This window comes from Actinomycetospora rhizophila, assembly GCF_042657905.1.
Classification (GTDB): domain Bacteria; phylum Actinomycetota; class Actinomycetes; order Mycobacteriales; family Pseudonocardiaceae; genus Actinomycetospora; species Actinomycetospora rhizophila.
This window is the reverse complement of sequence record NZ_JBHSKG010000002.1, coordinates 109,190-122,826: the sequence shown is the minus strand read 5'-3', so window position 1 is coordinate 122,826 and position 13,637 is coordinate 109,190. Positions and strand designations below refer to the sequence as shown.

17 protein-coding genes are annotated in these 13,637 nt (G+C 75.7%); 9 read left to right on the top strand and 8 right to left on the bottom strand.

The window, feature by feature from the left end; all coding sequences use genetic code 11:
- Window positions 1-142: 142 nt before the first annotated feature.
- The 5 genes from ACFPK1_RS04400 to ACFPK1_RS04380 are packed head-to-tail and all read left to right on the top strand — an operon-like array spanning window position 143 to window position 3,153.
- The gene (locus tag ACFPK1_RS04400; protein WP_378020256.1) at window positions 143-820 is read left to right on the top strand and encodes an energy-coupling factor ABC transporter permease; all 678 of its coding nucleotides are present in this window, start codon (window positions 143-145) and stop codon (window positions 818-820) included.
- Entirely contained in the window at window positions 817-1,170 is a 354-nt protein-coding gene (locus tag ACFPK1_RS04395) for a PDGLE domain-containing protein (protein ID WP_378019690.1), read from the top strand. The genes ACFPK1_RS04400 and ACFPK1_RS04395 overlap by 4 nt, the downstream gene beginning before the upstream one ends.
- Entirely contained in the window at window positions 1,171-1,935 is a 765-nt protein-coding gene (cbiQ, locus tag ACFPK1_RS04390) for a cobalt ECF transporter T component CbiQ (RefSeq protein ID WP_378019689.1), read from the top strand.
- Between the two features lie 34 nt (window positions 1,936-1,969).
- On the top strand, window positions 1,970-2,701 hold the full coding sequence (locus ACFPK1_RS04385; RefSeq protein ID WP_378019688.1) for an energy-coupling factor ABC transporter ATP-binding protein: 732 nt from the start codon (window positions 1,970-1,972) through the stop codon (window positions 2,699-2,701).
- 20 nt (window positions 2,702-2,721) lie between these two features.
- The gene (locus ACFPK1_RS04380) at window positions 2,722-3,153 is read left to right on the top strand and encodes a pyridoxamine 5'-phosphate oxidase family protein (protein ID WP_378019687.1); all 432 of its coding nucleotides are present in this window, start codon (window positions 2,722-2,724) and stop codon (window positions 3,151-3,153) included.
- Here ACFPK1_RS04380 and ACFPK1_RS04375 read toward each other — a convergent pair.
- Both ACFPK1_RS04375 and ACFPK1_RS04370 read right to left on the bottom strand, forming a co-directional pair.
- On the bottom strand, window positions 3,141-3,887 hold the full coding sequence (locus ACFPK1_RS04375) for a Clp protease N-terminal domain-containing protein (RefSeq protein ID WP_378019686.1): 747 nt from the start codon (window positions 3,885-3,887) through the stop codon (window positions 3,141-3,143). The genes ACFPK1_RS04380 and ACFPK1_RS04375 overlap by 13 nt on opposite strands.
- 118 nt (window positions 3,888-4,005) lie before the next feature.
- The gene (locus ACFPK1_RS04370) at window positions 4,006-4,542 is read right to left on the bottom strand and encodes a GNAT family N-acetyltransferase (protein ID WP_378019685.1); all 537 of its coding nucleotides are present in this window, start codon (window positions 4,540-4,542) and stop codon (window positions 4,006-4,008) included.
- Between the two features lie 114 nt (window positions 4,543-4,656).
- Here ACFPK1_RS04370 and ACFPK1_RS04365 point away from each other — a divergent pair, with 114 nt between their 5' ends.
- The gene (locus tag ACFPK1_RS04365; protein ID WP_378019684.1) at window positions 4,657-5,406 is read left to right on the top strand and encodes a tyrosine-protein phosphatase; all 750 of its coding nucleotides are present in this window, start codon (window positions 4,657-4,659) and stop codon (window positions 5,404-5,406) included.
- Between the two features lie 174 nt (window positions 5,407-5,580).
- Window positions 5,581-5,784, top strand: a complete 204-nt coding sequence (locus ACFPK1_RS04360) for a hypothetical protein (RefSeq protein WP_378019683.1) — start codon at window positions 5,581-5,583, stop codon at window positions 5,782-5,784.
- Here the strand turns inward: ACFPK1_RS04360 and ACFPK1_RS04355 are convergent.
- Both ACFPK1_RS04355 and ACFPK1_RS04350 read right to left on the bottom strand, forming a co-directional pair.
- Window positions 5,774-7,714 (bottom strand): homocysteine S-methyltransferase family protein, encoded by a 1,941-nt coding sequence (locus ACFPK1_RS04355; protein WP_378019682.1) that lies wholly within the window; start codon window positions 7,712-7,714, stop codon window positions 5,774-5,776. The two genes, ACFPK1_RS04360 and ACFPK1_RS04355, sit on opposite strands and share 11 nt — an antisense overlap.
- Window positions 7,711-9,030, bottom strand: a complete 1,320-nt coding sequence (locus ACFPK1_RS04350; protein ID WP_378019681.1) for a PucR family transcriptional regulator — start codon at window positions 9,028-9,030, stop codon at window positions 7,711-7,713. Before ACFPK1_RS04350 ends, ACFPK1_RS04355 begins: the two co-directional genes overlap by 4 nt.
- A 145-nt stretch (window positions 9,031-9,175) precedes the next feature.
- Between ACFPK1_RS04350 and wrbA the strand changes: the two genes are divergently transcribed.
- Window positions 9,176-9,784, top strand: coding sequence for an NAD(P)H:quinone oxidoreductase (gene wrbA / locus ACFPK1_RS04345; RefSeq protein WP_378019680.1), 609 nt, complete (start codon window positions 9,176-9,178; stop codon window positions 9,782-9,784).
- A 49-nt stretch (window positions 9,785-9,833) separates the two neighbouring features.
- A complete protein-coding gene (locus tag ACFPK1_RS04340) occupies window positions 9,834-10,442 on the top strand; it encodes a maleylpyruvate isomerase N-terminal domain-containing protein (RefSeq protein WP_378019679.1) in 609 nt (202 codons plus the stop codon).
- Between the two features lie 66 nt (window positions 10,443-10,508).
- On the opposite strand, the gene ACFPK1_RS04335 is transcribed toward ACFPK1_RS04340, so the two are convergent.
- The 4 genes from ACFPK1_RS04335 to ACFPK1_RS04320 are packed head-to-tail and all read right to left on the bottom strand — an operon-like array spanning window position 10,509 to window position 13,612.
- The gene (locus ACFPK1_RS04335; RefSeq protein ID WP_378019678.1) at window positions 10,509-11,210 is read right to left on the bottom strand and encodes a DUF2267 domain-containing protein; all 702 of its coding nucleotides are present in this window, start codon (window positions 11,208-11,210) and stop codon (window positions 10,509-10,511) included.
- 40 nt (window positions 11,211-11,250) lie between these two features.
- Window positions 11,251-11,805: a dimethylsulfonioproprionate lyase family protein gene (locus tag ACFPK1_RS04330; protein WP_378019677.1), complete on the bottom strand. Its 555-nt coding sequence runs from the start codon at window positions 11,803-11,805 to the stop codon at window positions 11,251-11,253.
- Window positions 11,802-12,605 (bottom strand): ABC transporter permease, encoded by an 804-nt coding sequence (locus ACFPK1_RS04325; RefSeq protein WP_378019676.1) that lies wholly within the window; start codon window positions 12,603-12,605, stop codon window positions 11,802-11,804. Before ACFPK1_RS04325 ends, ACFPK1_RS04330 begins: the two co-directional genes overlap by 4 nt.
- Window positions 12,602-13,612: an ABC transporter ATP-binding protein gene (locus tag ACFPK1_RS04320; RefSeq protein WP_378019675.1), complete on the bottom strand. Its 1,011-nt coding sequence runs from the start codon at window positions 13,610-13,612 to the stop codon at window positions 12,602-12,604. The genes ACFPK1_RS04325 and ACFPK1_RS04320 overlap by 4 nt, the downstream gene beginning before the upstream one ends.
- Window positions 13,613-13,637: the final 25 nt, after the last annotated feature.

Here is a 13,637-nt window from a genome sequence, read left to right as displayed (position 1 = left end):
ACCCTCCATTCGGCCAGTAATCGGTTGTCGCAGGAGTAGTGCGACAGCCGATCCCCTGCGACACACTGTTCTGCGGCCACCCGTCCGGGTGGACGTGCCCGCATCCGTGGGGGGACCCGTGGAACCCACCGACCTCGTCGCCATGCACATGAGCGACGGGATCGTGAACGCGCCGACGTCGATCGTCTTCGGTGTCGTCGCCGTGCTCGGTCTCGCCGTGTGCGTCGCCCGCGCGCGCCGCGACCTCGACGACCGCACCGCGCCGATGGCCGGTCTGGTGGCGGCGTTCGTGTTCGCGGTCCAGATGCTGAACTTCCCGGTCCTCCCCGGGGTCAGCGGGCACCTGCTCGGCGGCGCGCTCTGCGCGATCCTCGTCGGGCCCTACGTCGGCGCCGTCTGTGTGTCGATCGTCCTGCTGCTGCAGGCGCTGCTCTTCGCCGACGGCGGGCTCTCCGCGCTCGGCACCAACATCACGAACATGGCCCTCATCGGCACGTTCGTCGGCTACGGGGTCGCGGTCGCGATGCGCCGGATCGCCGTGCGCAGCCGCGGCGGGCTGATCGCCACGGCGTTCGTCGCGGCCTGGGTCAACACCGTGGTCGCCTCGCTCGGCTTCGTCCTCGAGTACGCGATCGGCGGCCAGGGCCTCGCGCTCGGCACGGTGTTCGGCCTGATGAGCGGCTTCCACGCGCTGATCGGGATCGGCGAGGGGATCATCACCGCGCTCACCGTCGGCGCCGTCGCCTCGGTGCGCCCCGACCTCGTCTACCTGACGCGGTCCGCCGCGCCGACGCTGACCATCAAGGGAGCGAACGCGTGAAGAAGCTGCCGCTCGCCTTCTACGCCGGCTTCCTCGTCGTCGCCCTGCTGCTGGCCGGGGTCGTGTCCTACGCGGCGAGCAGCAGCCCCGACGGCCTCGACGCGGTGACGCAGACGGGCTGCGAGCTCGACGAGGCCGGCGAGCCCGTCGGCGGGACCTGCATCGCGCAGAACGCCGGTGAGCACGCCACCGCCGCGAGCCCGCTCGCCGACTACACCGTCGGCGGCAGCGAGGGCACGACGGGCGTCGCCGGGGTCGTCGGCGTGCTGGTCACGCTGGTCGTCGCGGGCGGGCTGTTCTGGCTGCTGCGGCGCCGGTCGCGCGACGACACGACGAGCCGGGTCGACTAGGTGGGCGCCGGCCACGCGCACCCGCTGCACCGCCCCGGCGACTCGGTGGTCCACCGGCTGCCGGCGCACGTCAAGATCGTCGTCGCGTTCCTGTTCGTGCTCGCCGTGGTGGCGACGCCGCGCGAGGCGTTCGCGGTCTTCGGGCTGCAGTTCCTGCTGCTCGTCGGCGTGTGGGTCGCCGCGCGCATCCCGCCGGGCTGGCTCGCGACGCGCGCGCTGATCGAGGCGCCGTTCGTGGTGCTCGCGGTCCTGCTGCCGTTCTTCGCCGAGGGGCCGCGCGTCGAGTGGTGGGGCATGTCGCTGTCGGTCGACGGGCTCCTCGCCGGCTGGAACATCCTGGTCAAGGGCACGCTCGGCGTCCTCGTCTCGGTGACCCTCGCGGCCACCACCCCGCTGCGCGACCTCGTCTCCGGGCTCTCGCGGCTGCGGGTGCCCGCGATGGTGTGCGTCATCGCGACGCTGATGCTGCGCTACCTCGAGGTGATCGTGGCCGAGGCCCGGCGGATGCGCCTGGCCCGCATCTCGCGCGGCCACGACCCCCGCTTCGTGTGGCAGCTCGGGGCGACCGTGCGCTCGGTGGGCGCGCTGTTCCTGCGCTCCTACGAGCGCGGCGAGCGCGTGCACCTGGCGATGCTGTCGCGCGGCTACACCGGCGCGATGCCCGCGTTCACCACGGCGTCGGCCTCGACGGCGACCTGGTCGGTGGCGCTGCTCCCCGCCGTCGCCGCGGCGTTGCTGGCGGTGTCCGGATACTGGGCCTGGTGACCGACGGGAGACGAAGCGGAGCGGAGCTCGACCGATGATCGCGAGCCTCGAGGTCTCCGGACTGGCCTTCGCGTACCCCGACGGCCACCAGGCCCTGTTCGGCGTGGACCTGCGCATCGAGCGCGGCGAGCGCGTCGCGCTGCTGGGCCCGAACGGGGCGGGCAAGACGACGCTCGTGCTGCACCTCAACGGCGTGCACCGGGCGGGCGCGGGCCGGGTCGCGGTGGGCGGGCTGGAGGTCACCCGCGAGAACGTCCAGGAGATCCGCCGCCGGGTCGGGATCGTATTCCAGGACCCCGACGACCAGCTGTTCATGCCCACCGTCGCCGACGACGTCGCCTTCGGGCCGGCGAACTTCGGGGTCACCGAGCCCGAGCTGTCGCTGCGGGTCAAGCAGGCGCTCGACGCGGTCGGGATCCCCGAGCTCGCCGACCGTTCGCCCATGCACCTCTCCGGGGGCCAGCGCCGGCGCGCCGCGCTCGCCACGGTGCTCGCCTGCGACCCCGAGATCCTCGTGCTCGACGAGCCGTCGACCCACCTCGACCCGGTCGCCCGCCGGGAGCTCGCCGACGTGCTGCTCGGGCTCGACCGGACGATGCTCATGGTCACCCACGACCTGCCCTACGCCCTGCAGCTCTGCCCGCGCTCGGTGGTGATCGACGGCGGCGTGGTCGTGGCCGACGCCCCGACCCGCGACCTGCTCGCCGACGCCGACTTCCTCGCCGCCCACCGCCTCGAGCTGCCCTTCGGCTTCGCCCTGGGCTGACCGCGTGCCAGGCTCGCCGCATGGACCTCGACGACTTCCGCGAGCGGGCCGCCGGCGAGCACTTCCTGGTCGTGGTGTCGACGGCCCGGGCGGACGGCTCGATCCAGTCGTCGGTGGTCAACGCCGGCGCGATGGACCACCCGCGCCACGGCACCCCGATCGTCGCGCTCGTCGCGGCGGGCGGGTCGGTCAAGCTCGCCAACCTCCGCGCGCGGCCGCACATGACGGTCACCGTTCGGGCCGGCTGGCGCTGGACCACGGTGGAGGGGACCACCGAGATCGCGGGGCCGGACGACCCGCTGACCGGCGTCGACGACGTCCCGGCCCTGCTGCGCGAGGTGTTCACCGCCGCCGGCGGGCGGCACGACGACTGGGTGGAGTACGACGCGACGATGGCGCGCGAGCGCCGGGCCGCGGTGCTCGTGACGCCCTCGCGGATCTACGGGGTCTGAGTCGCCCCGGGGTCCTGCGGCGCGCCGGAGAGCATCGACAGCGTCCGCACGACCTGCCCCTCGACGGCGTCGCGCCCCAGCCCGAGGCCGGTGAGGGTCCCGGCGCCGTCCTCCTGCTCGAGCAGCGCGAGCAGGACGTGCTCGGTGCCGACGTAGTTGTGGCCCAGGCGCAGGGCCTGGCGGAAGGTCAGCTCGAGCGCCTTCTTGGCGGCGCCGTCGAACGGGATGAGCGCGCCGATCTCGTCGGAGCGCGCCGGCAGCTGCTCGACGAGCGTGCGCCGCACCGTCTCGGGCGAGACCCCGAGCTCCTTCATGGTCAGCACCGCGAGCGACTCGGGCTCGTGGAGCAGGCCGAGCGCGAGGTGCGCCGGGGTGATCTCGGCGTTGCCGGCGGAGCGGGCCTCCTCCTGCGACTTCACCACCACGTTGCGGGCGCGCGGGGTGAAGCGACCGAAGCCCTCCTCGAAGTCGATCTCCTCGCCGGAGCCCTTGGGCACGAAGCGCTTCTGGGCGGCCTGCTTGGTGACGCCCATGCGCTTGCCGATGTCGGTCCAGGACGCGCCGGACCGGCGCGCCTGGTCGACGAAGTGGCCGATGAGGTGGTCGGCCACCTCGCCGAGGTGCTCGGCGGCGAGCACGGCGTCCTGGAGCTGTTCGAGGGTGTCGGAGTGCACCGACGTGATCGCGTTGATGAGGTCGTCGAGACGGACCGGGGTCGCGGGCGTGTCTGGCATGCGTCCACCTTAGGTTGACGATAGGTGGATTCGTCAACCCAGAGTGGACGATTGGCGAGGGTGTTGGGAAGTTGGTGCCGACCCGTGTCCTCGGGACACGGGTCGGCTGGAGCTCCGCTCAGGCCGGCGGGATCCAGAACCGGAGCAGCGGGGCGCCCGCGTCCCCGTCGGGCCGCGACGAGGGCCAGCCCGGGTCGAGGACGCCGCCGCAGCGGCGGATCACCTCGAGCGAGCCGGGGTTGTCCTCACGGCACGTGACGAGCACCGGCCCGACGCCGCGGGCGCGGAGAATCTCCAGGCTGCGGCGCAGGATCGCGGTGGCGTAGCCGCGCCGGCGCTCGGCGGGCAGCACGGCGTAGCCGACGTGACCGCCCTCGACGCAGAGCGTGTCGGTGAGCGTGTGACGGATCGACGCCCGCCCGACGACGCGCCCGTCGACCTCGGCGTAGAGGAACGTGCTCGCGACCCGTCCCGGCGGCAGGTCCTCGCCACGGTGCTCGCGGTCGAGCCGGTCGAGGTAGGCCAGCCAGGGCTCGCCGTCGGGGCGCAGCCCGAAGTCGAACCCGTCCGCCGCGAGCGCGGCCTGGGCCGCGCGGGCCACCGGCTCGTCGGAGGGCAGGGGCGCGCGCAGGATGAGCGCCTCGGCGTCGGCCATGGGATCCACCCTGCCCTCGCGTCCTCCCGCGTGCGCGGGTGACCTCCGCTACGACCGGCAGAGGAAGAGCGCGGCGCGCGGGACCATGGAGGTCCCAGCCGAAGGAGACACGCGGTGCCGGCCACGCGCACGGATCAGTCCACCCCCGACCTGGTCGTCCCCCACCACCCCCGGCTCGCCAACCTCCGCGACGTCGGCGGGCTGCCGACGCTCGACGGCGGCCGCACCCGCCCCGGTGTCCTGTGGCGGGGCGACGCCCCGCTCGAGGGCGACGAGACCCGCGGGCCCGGCGGCCTCGCGTGGCCGCCCGGCAGCGTCGTCGACCTGCGCAACCCCACCGAGCTGCCGGCGGTGCACCCGCTGCCCGCCCTCGGCGCCGAGCTGACGTCGCTGCCGCTGATCGCGTCGCTGGCCCCCGCCGCGCAGGCCCGCGGGAAGCGCGGCGAGCTCGACGCCGGCGAGCTCTACCTGCTGCTCGTCGAGACGATCGGCGAGGCGTGGCTGCCCCAGCTGGTCGGCGTCGCCGCGTACGGGCCCGGGCCGCTGTTCGTGCACTGCGCGGCCGGCAAGGACCGCACCGGCGTGGCCGTCGCGCTGCTGCTGCGCGCGGCCGGCGTCGACCGCGCCACCGTGGCCGCCGACTTCGCCGCCACCAACGAGCACCGCGCCGCGCTGCGCGACCGGCTCGTGGCGCAGGGCGCGCTGGACCCGTCGGTCGAGGCGAGCCGGGTCGGCGTCACCCCGGAGCACATCGAGCCCGTGCTCGACCTCCTCGACGACGACCCGCGGGACCCGCTGCGCGACGCCGGCGTGCCCGACGCCGACCTCGACGCCTGGCGCGATCGGCTCGTCGAGGACGCCTGACATCGGCCGTCCGGGGGAACCGGCGGCCGACGCTGTGCCGGGCCACAACGGCGCCGTCGTGATCTCTGTGGGCGGGCACAGTGCCCCGCCGGGGTCGCGGCCCGAAGACTGGACGGCGAGCGGGTCCACTCGGCGGCCCGCAGGCGCCGACCGAGCTCCCGAGGTGACCCGGATATGAACCCGACGACGTGCCCCTGCTGCGGTGTCGTGGTCATGCCCCGCGAGATGTCCTACGACTTCGACGGCGAGACCATCGCCTCGCTGACCCGCGAGGTCGCGTACCTGCGGGCCACCGTCGCCCGCCTGCGCGGCGCCTCCCACGCGCCGGTGCTGCACGCCGCCCCGCAGCCGGTCGAGCGCGAGGCCGTCAGCGCCTGACGCGCGCCCCGTCGGCCCCGTCGGCGGCGGCGCGCAGCCGGGTCACGGCGGTCGTCGGGTCCAGGCCCGGCACCGCCGACCCCGGCCAGCGCACGACGACGCCCTCCACCAGCGTGGCCGCCTCGGCGACCAGCTCGGCCGCCAGCGCCAGGCCCGTGCGCGCCGCGTCCGGGCCGTCGCCGGCCCGCCGCATCGGCTCGACCACCGCGTCGGGCACCACGACGTCGGGCACCTCGTGGCGCAGGTGCTCGGCCTGGGCGTAGCCCGTCAGCGCGCCCACCGACGCCAGCACCGGCACCCTCCGGCCCGCCGCCCCCAGGGCGTCGAGGACCGTCCGCAGCCGCTCGAGCTCGAACACCGGCCGCGTGACGAGGAACTCCGCCCCCGCCTCGACCTTCGCCACGGCCCGCTCGGCCTCGTGCTCGAGGTCGTCGGCGCCCGGCGTGACGCGCGCCCCGAGCCGGAACGCGGTCGCCGCACCGACCTCCACGCCGTCGGCGTCGGAGCCGCGGTTGAGGTCGGCGGCCAGGCGCAGCAGCTCGAGCCCGTCGACCTCCCACACGCCGTCGCCGACGGCCTGCTCGGCGTGCACCGGCGGGTTGCCCGTCTCGCACACCAGCGTCCGGACGCCCAGCGCGTGCAGCCCGAGCAGGTCGGCCTGCAGGGCGAGCAGGCTCGTCTGCCAGCTCGTGACCGTGAGCGCGGTGTCGACGTCGATGCGGTCGTGCAGGTGCACCGCGAGGCCGGTGGTGCTCGTGGTGGCGCGGCGGGCGCGGGGCCGGCTGACCCACAGCACGGACGCGCCTCCCGACACCGCCCGCCGGGCGCGCGCCAGGTGCTCCTCGGGGCCGCCGGCCCCGGCGACCTCGGCGGCGACGAGGAACCCGCGCGACCCCGGGCGCCCGCGCAGCCAGCGGTCGACGGCCCCGCGGCCGGGGCCAGTGACCGGCTCGTCGGGCTCCTCGTCGGGGGCGGGCTCGGGGTCGGGGGCGACGCGCGGCGCGGGCACGACACGCGGGGTGGTCGGCGGGGACCACGCGTCGTGGGTGGTCAGCGCGCGGGCCGCGGCCGCGGTGTGCTCCGGGGTCGTGCCGCAGCAGCCGCCGACGAGCCGCGCGCCGGCCTCGACGTAGCGCAGGACGTAGCGCGCGAAGTGCTCGGCGTCGCCCGCGAACCGCACGCTGCGGTCGGCGACGACGTGGGGCAGGCCGGCGTTCGGCTGGGCGGACAGGGCCGGCCCGCCGGTGGGGCCCATGCGCCGCACGACGTCGAGCAGCCCCTGCGGCCCGAGCGTGCAGTTGGTGCCGACCGCGACCGCGCCGGCGTCGGCCAGGCGCGCCACGACCTCGGCGGGCGACTCCCCCGCCGCGGTCAGCAGGTCGCCGTCCTCGTCGACGAACGTCGCCTGCGCGACGACGGGCAGGTCGGTGACCTCCTGCACCGCGCGGATCGCGGCGAGCAGCTCGCCGGCACGGCTGAACGTCTCGAGCACGATGAGGTCGACGCCGCCCTCGACCAGCGCCTCGACCTGCTCGCGGATCGCGATGGCCGCGCGCGCCTCCTCGACCGGGACCGCGAGCCCCGGCGGTGTCGCGGGCGACACGGAGCCCGCCACCCAGGCCGGGCGCCCGGCGGCGTCGCGCACGTCGGCGGCGAGGCGGGCCCCGGCGAGGTTGATCTCGCGGACGCGGCGGGCCAGGCCGTGGCGCTCGAGGCGGGGCCGCGAGGCGGCGAAGGTGTGGGTCTGCAGGACGTCGGCGCCGGCCGCGAGGTAGCGCTCGTGCAGCGCGGACACCAGCTCGGGGGCGATCACGCACAGCTCGGCGCCGTGCCCCTCGACGAGCCCGCCGCTCGCGCGGGCCAGGGTGCCCATCGCGCCGTCGCCGAGCAGGACGCGGCGCCCGAGCGCCTCGGTGAACGACTCGCTCACGCCTCCATCTCCCCGAGGATCTCCAGTGCCATCTGGGCGGCGAGCCGGTCGCGGTAGGCGTCGAGGTCGAGGCCGGACAGCTCCTCGGCGCGCCGCAGCCGGTAGCCGACGGTGTTCGGGTGGACGTTGAGCACCCGCGCGACGCGCTGCGGGCTGCCGTCCTCGCGGAAGTAGCGCGCGAGGGTGCGCAGCAGCTCGACGGTGCGCTCGGAGCGGTCGGTCGCGAGGCGCCCGAGCACCTCGCGGGCGAAGGTGCGGGCGGCCTCGGGGTCGGGGATCTGCAGCAGCAGGCGGTGCACGCCGAGGTCGTCGAAGCGCAGCACGCGCCCGGCGCGCCCGAGCCGGCGGGCGGCGACGAGGGTGCGGCGCGCCTGGTCGTAGGAGGTCGCGATCTCGGACGCCGCGCGCACGGTGCCGCCGACGGCCACCGTGACCGGCCACAGCGCGTCGGGGTCAGGCACGCGGCCGCGGGCGAGGCGCCGCGCGCAGGTGGCGCCGACCGCGGCCGGGTCGGCGGTCTCGGGCACGACGGCGACGGTCTCGGTGTCGCGCACGACGGTCAGCGCGGACGGGGCGGCGGCGAGCAGGTGCTCCTCCGCCTCGCCGAGCAGGCTCGCCGGCCCCGCGCCGTAGGCGCCGTCGTCGTCGGGCGACACGACCACGACGCGGTGCTCGACGCCCGGGTCGTAACCGACGTGCTCGGCCCACTGGGCGGCCTGGTCGGCGTCGCGGGCACGGTCGAGCAGCAGCCCGGACACGAGGTCGCCGCGCACCTGGCCCGCGGCGGTGGCGAGCACCCGGTCGCGCCCGGCGATGACGCCGACGACCGTCGCGGCGTGCTCGGCGACGAGCAGCAGGACGTCGTCGCCCGCGAGGGCCTCGGGGCGGTCGCGCGCCGCCGTGTCCTCCTCGGCCAGCAGGAACGCGGGCACCTCGCGGCCGAAGAGCACCGGCGCGACGACCTGGACCCGGCGCCCGGGCCCGGGGATGCGCAGGGCCCGGCCGACGGTGGCGGCCATCTCGAGGGTCCGGGGCCACACGGCGCTGCGGGCGTCGGCGCGCACGAGGGCGGCGGCCTCGGCGATGCCCATCCCGGGCGCGGCGGCGGCCAGCACCTCGCCGCCCGGCCCGACGACGGCGGCGAGCACCCCGAGCTCGCCGGCCATCACCGTCGCCACGGCCTGGGTGTCGACCGACGGCGCGGCGACGAGCCCCGAGAGCCGGCGGTAGAGCGCGACGAGTCCGCGCGGGCCCGCGGCGTCGGCGCCCGGGGCGTCGGGCGTCCCCGGACGCGCCCGCAGCTCGCCCCTCGTCACGGCCACATCCTCCCCCGTCGGCGCCGTTCCCGGGGTGCGTGGAGCGATCAGAACCGAGTCGGCACCGATACCCCGGCCCGACCCCGCGCAGCCCGCCTCGTCCGCACGGGCCATGATCGGGGCTCCACACGACCCGGGAGGACCCGTGAGCGACCGCGCTCCCCGCATCGCCGTCGTCTTCTACTCCGCGACCGGCAACGTGGCCGCGCTCGCCGAGTCGCTGGCCGAGGGTGCCCGCGAGGCGGGCGCCGAGACCCGCGTGCGCCCGGTCGCCGAGCGCGCCCCCGCCGAGGCGATCGAGGCCAACCGGCGCTGGAAGGCGTGGGTCGAGGACAACCCGTACGACACGCTCGCCTCGCTCGACGACCTGGAGTGGGCCGACGGCCTGGCGCTCGGGAGCCCGACCCGCTTCGGCAACAGCGCCGAGCAGCTCAAGGCATTCCTCGACACCACCGGCGGGCTGTGGGCGCAGGGCAAGCTCGCGGGCCTCGTCGGGACGTCGTTCACCAGCGCCTCGACCGGCCACGGCGGGCTCGAGGCGACGATCCTGTCGATGAACAACGTGCTCTACCACTGGGGCGCGCTGGTGATGCCGCTCGGCTACGCCGCCGACCCGTCGCTGATGTCGTCGGGCAACCCGTACGGAGCGTCGTGGGTGTCGCGGAAGTCGGCGGCGCCGGACGACGCGGCGCTGCAGGCCGCCCGCGTCCAGGGCACCCGCCTCGCCCAGATCGCCGCCAAGCTGATCGCCTGACCTCCCTATGTGAGTGATTTTCGGGGCTATAGCCCCGAAAATCGCTCACATGCTGGAGGGGTACGCCGAGGCGGCGCAGGCGGTCAGCGGGCTGGTGGCACGGATCCCGGACGACGCATGGGAAGGGCCCGGGCTCGGCGAGTGGGACCTGCGCGCGCTGGTCGGGCACACGAGCCGGGCGTTCGTCACCGTGCTGACCTACCTGGAGCGGCCGGCCGACACCGAGGACATCGACTCGCCCGAGGGGTACTACGCGCTCATCCCGGCGATGACCGGCGAGGGCATCGACCGGGCGGCGGTCGCCCAGCGCGGGCGCGACGCCGGGGCGGCGCTCGGCGACGAGCCGGCGGCAGCGTTCGCGGCGCTCGCACAGCGGGCCGTCGCGGCCGCCCGCGCCGCCGACCCGGACGCGCTGATCTCGTCGATCGCCGGCGGCGTGCGGGTGGCGTCGTACGTGCCCACGCGCACCGTCGAGCTCGTGGTGCACGGCCACGACATCGCCGTGGCCACGGGTCTCGCGGTCGCGTTCACCGAGCACACGGTGACGCAGGTGGCGACGGTGCTCGCGCGCACCGCGGTGCGCCTCGGGCACGGGCCGGCGCTGCTGGACGCGCTCACCGGTCGCGCCCCGCTGCCCCCGGGCTTCTCGGTGGTGTGAGGGGCCTGCGGCCCACGTGAGTGTTCTGGGTCGCCCTGGCGACCCAGAACACTCACGTGCGGAGCATCAGGCGCTCGCGACCAGCTCGTCGAAGCGGCCGGCCAGGTCGAGGTCGCCGGCCGTGACGACCTCGTGGCGCTCGGTGCGGGCGCGCACGGTCAGCGAGGTCGGGGTGCGCTCGACGATCCGCAGGCGCTGGCCGGTCTCGTGCTCGACGGCGCGCAGGCGCTCGAGCAGCAGGTCGAGCTGCTCGGACGGGAGCGAGACGGTGCGCTCGATGCCGGCGCGGTCGCCCGCCCACGCCGTGAGCCGCTGCTGCAGCGTCCGCGCGAGCTCGTCGTCGTCCACCGGCTGCGGGCGGCCCTGCGCGGCCTCGGACGCGGCGTCGGGCGGCTGCGTCGGCCCCGCGCCGAGCAGCGAGGGCGGCAGGATGCGGGTGATCCGGGCGCCGACGTCGCCGTCCTCGGCCTGGAGCTGACCGGTCACGGCGGTCAGCGCGTAGCGGGCGCGCTCGGCGGTCCATCCCGTGCGCCGCGCCACCTCGTCGACGAGCCCCGCCTCGGAGGGGGTGCCGCCGTCGGCCTGACGGTCGACGCCGGACTCCTGCTCCAGCAGGTTCGGCAGGGCGTCCGCGAGCGCGTCGCGGTCGTCGGCGGGCAGGTGCGCGGCCACGGTCGCGAGCACGGCGTCGGCCGCCCGGCGGGCGTCGTCGGTCTGGACGAAGCCACCTCGGGTGGCCACGCCCGCGAGGAACTCCTGGTGTCGCATGATCGGGGCCTACCCGGACGATCGGGACGCGTACCCCCGATCAGCAGAACGCGGAGGGCGTCCCCACCGCACCGGTCCACACGTAGACGAGCAGCACCGCGCGCTCGCCGGTCCACATCCCGTGCGGCTGCCAGGGCGCGTGGTGGATCAGCGTCCCGGCCGGCTCGGGGGCGGGCGCCTCGTCCCGCCCGTGCACCCACCGGATCGTCCCGCCCGGCAGGTAGAACTCCTCGGCCGGGTGGTGGTGCGGCGGGTAGCGCACGCCGGGCCCGAGCAGGACGAGCCCGGCCGCGACGTCCGGCGCCTCGGCGAGCGTCGCGTGCGCGTAGAGGTCGAGGAACGACGCGTCGGGCGGGTCGGCGACGTAGGCGGCGGTCTGGCGCCACGGCACGGTGGTGGCCAGCGGACGCAGGACGTCGGCGAGCTCGGCGTCGACCTCCTCGCCGGCGCGGGCCAGCGCGTCGTCGAGGTGGGCCAGGACGGGCAGCGTCCCCGGCTCGCCGACCTCGGGGCGGTCGGGGAGGCCGTCGAGGACGCCGGCGGGCAGCGTCTCCTCCAGCCGGTGCACCAGCGCCGCGAAGGCCGTCGGGCTCAATCGAGCGCCCGCCGCAGGAACCCCTGGATGCCGATCGCGCCGAAGATCGCGCACGACGCGACGAGCGCGAGCAGGCAGACCCAGCCCGCGAGGTGGGGCACGGCGGGCGTCAGCGCGCCGCGCAGCCCCTCGGAGACGTAGGTGATCGGGTTGAGCGCACAGATCACCTGGAACCAGCGCAGGTTCTCGAGCTGGAGGAACGGGAACTGCGTCGAGCCCGTGAACAGCAGGGGCGTGACGACCAGCGCGAACACCACGTTGATCTTCCGGGGCGACACCAGCGTGCCGAGGACGAGCCCCGCGGCGCCGCCGGACAGCGAGCCGAGCACGAGCAGCAGTGCCGCGAACGGCAGGCCCGACAGCACCCAGTTGACCTCGTCGAGCACGATGTAGCCGACCGGGATCATGACGAGCGAGCCGAACAGGCCCCGCGACGCCCCGAACACGATCTTCTCGACCGCGACCAGACGGGTGGACAGGGGCGCGAGCAGGCGGTCCTCGATCTCCTTGGTGTACGAGAAGTCGATCACCAAGGGGATCGCGGTGGCCTGCACGGCGACGAAGAACGCGTTGAGCGCCAGCAGCCCGGGCAGCAGCAGCTGCGCGTAGCCCGGAGTGACGTAGCCGAGCTGCCCCAGCACCACCCCGAACACGAACAGCAGGAAGAACGGCTGCATCAGCACCTGGCTGATGAAGCTGCCGAACTCCTTGCCGGTGACCGCGATGTCGCGGCCCAGCACCCCGAGGAAGGCGCGTGCCTGGCCCGGGCCCTTCCCGCTCACCACCGTCGGCGCACTCACCGCAGCCCCCTCCCCGTCAGGTCGATGAACACGTCCTCCAGCGTCGGCTCGCCGAGCTCGACCTGGGACACCGTCGCGCCGGCGTCGGCCACGGCGCCCAGCACCGGCGCGAGCGCCGCGCCGGCCTCGCCGTCGGCACGGACCCGCAGCTGCGTGGCGGACTCGTCGGAACGGTCCTCCACCCCGGCGACGCCGCGGACCTCCTTGATGCGCCCCTGCACCGCGGCGACGTCCGCCCCGCTGAGCACGAGGTCGATGGTGGCCTCGCCGGGCAGGCCCGCGACCAGCCCGGACGGCGAGTCGAGCGCGAGCAGCTTCCCGTGGTCGACGATGCCGACCCGGTCGGCGAGCTTGGCCGCCTCGTCCATGTCGTGGGTGGTGAGCACGACCGTGACCCCGGACGCGGCGAGCTCGACGACGCGGTCGTGCACGAACAGCCGCGCCTGCGGGTCGAGCCCCGTGGAGGGTTCGTCGAGGAAGAGCACCTGCGGGGCGTGCATGAGGCCGCGGGCGATGATCAGGCGCTGGGCCTGCCCGCCGGAGAGCTCGTCGGGGTTGGTGGTGGCCTTGTCGAGCAGGCCCATCCGCTCGAGCAGCTCGTCGGCCAGCGCGCGGCGCCGCGCCCGCGGCACCCCGTGGTACGCGGCGTGCCAGACGAGGTTGCCCCGGGCGTCGAGCGAACGGTCGAGGTTGGGCCGCTGGGGGACGACGCCGAGCACCGCCCGGGCACCGACCGGGTCGGCGGCGACGTCGATGCCCGCGACCGTCGCGCGTCCCGCCGTCTTGCGCACCCGCGTGGTGAGGATGCCGACGGTCGTCGTCTTGCCCGCGCCGTTGGGGCCGAGCAGCCCGAACACCTCGCCGCGCCGGACCGCGAAGCTCAGGCCGTCGACCGCGTTGGTCGTGCTGCGGCCGTAGCGCTTGACCAGATCGGCCACCTCGACCGCCGGGGCGGCCTCGTCGGCCTCCGGCCCGCCCGACGGTCGCGTGGTGGTCTGCGTGCTCACCGATGGTCCTCCCCCGTGCGCCGAA